General features: G+C 67.0%; 1 protein-coding gene. It reads left to right on the forward strand.

The features are described 5' to 3' along the window. Window positions 1–32: 32 nt before the first annotated feature. A partial coding sequence (purL, locus tag V7Q81_RS15925; protein WP_333845295.1) for a phosphoribosylformylglycinamidine synthase occupies window positions 33–1,896 on the forward strand: 1,864 nt, incomplete at its 3' end.

Raw genomic sequence — 1,896 nt, forward strand, 5'->3', positions numbered from 1 at the left:
GCCTTTTCTCGGATAAAATTAGATTTCTTTAAATGGTGCACGAGACCTCCATCCTGCGCCTGCCTGGCCCCCGAGCCCTCACGGCGTTTCGGCGCGACAAGCTCCTCGCCCGCCTTCGGGCCCGGCTCCCCGCCGTGCAGGACGTGCACGCCCGGTACTGGCACTTCATCGCGCTGCGGGGAGAACTGACGGCGGAGCGCCGGGCGGTCCTCCTTTCCCTTCTGAGCTATGGGCCGGCGCGCGCCCGGGTTGCCTTCACCCCGGAAGAAGCGGCGGACGCCCTCCTGCTCCTTGTGGTGCCCCGCCCGGGGACCGTCTCCCCTTGGTCGTCCAAGGCCACCGAGATTGCCCGGCGCTGCGGCCTCGACGCCGTAGAGCGTATCGAGCGGGGCGTGGTCTACCGGGTGCGGATGGAGCGGGCTTGGACACCTGGCGATCAGGCGGCTCTGGCCCCCTTGATCCATGACCGCATGACCGAGGCGGTCTTCTCCACCCTGGAGGAGGCGGAGCAGCTGTTCCGCCATTACGAACCCGCTCCCCTCCAGGAGGTGGACCTCTTGGCCCGGGGCAGAACGGCCCTGGCGGAAGCCAACCGGGCCATGGGGCTCGCCCTTTCCGAGGACGAGATCGACTACCTGGCGGCGAGCTTCCAGGCGGCAGGGCGCAACCCTACCGACGTGGAGCTCATGATGTTCGCCCAGGCCAATTCGGAGCACTGCCGCCACAAGATCTTCAACGCCCGCTGGGTGCTCGACGGCGTGGAGCAGCCAGATACCTTGTTCGGCATGATCCGCACGACCCATACCCGCCGCCCACGGGACACGCTGGTGGCTTATGCGGACAATGCCGCCGTCATCCGGGGCGCCCGGGTAGCCTGGTTCGGTCCCGATGCTCGGGACCAGGTCTACCGCTTCCACGAGGAGGACCTTCACATCCTGGTGAAGGTCGAAACCCACAACCATCCGACGGCCATTTCCCCTTTCCCGGGGGCGGCCACCGGCGCCGGTGGAGAGATCCGGGACGAGGCTGCGACCGGTCGGGGCGCCAAGCCCAAGGCGGGATTGACTGGTTTTTCCGTTTCCAACCTGCGCATTCCCGGTTGGCTGCAGCCTTGGGAAGAAGCGGTCGCGGGCCGAGCTGCCTATGGCAAGCCCGAGCGCATTGCCTCGGCCCTGGAGATCATGCTGGAGGGTCCTGTCGGCGCCGCTTCCTTCAACAACGAGTTCGGCCGGCCCCACTTGGGCGGTTACTTCCGCACCCTGGAGATGGAAGTGGCAGGGGAAATGCGGGGCTACCACAAGCCCATCATGATCGCCGGCGGCATTGGCAATATTCTGGAGCGGCAAGCGTTCAAGCGGACGCTGCCCGTGGGAGCACTGCTCATCCAGCTCGGCGGGCCAGGCCTGCTGATTGGCCTGGGCGGCGGAGCGGCCTCCAGCATGGACACCGGAGCCAACGTGGCCGAGCTGGACTTCGATTCGGTCCAGCGGGGCAACGCAGAGATGCAACGTCGCGCCCAGGAAGTGATCGACCGCTGCTGGCAGCTCGGGGAGGCCAATCCCATCCTGGCGATCCACGACGTGGGGGCGGGGGGGCTTGCCAATGCGCTGCCCGAGCTGGTGCACGCCTCGGGGCGGGGCGCCCGGGTGGACCTGCGCAAGATCCCCATCGAAGAGCCGGGCATGTCCCCCCTGCAGATCTGGTGTAACGAATCCCAGGAGCGTTACGTCCTTGCCATTGCCCCCGAGGACTTGGAGCGTTTCGCGGCCCTGTGCGAACGGGAGCGTTGCCCCTATGCCGTGCTGGGAGAAGTCACCGACGACGGGCGCCTGGTGGTCACGGACTCAGTGTTCGGTAACCGGCCGGTGGACGTGGATCTGGCCGTCATTCTAGGCA

This window comes from Pelomicrobium sp. (assembly GCF_036803785.1).
Lineage (GTDB): Bacteria > Pseudomonadota > Gammaproteobacteria > Burkholderiales > UBA6910 > Pelomicrobium.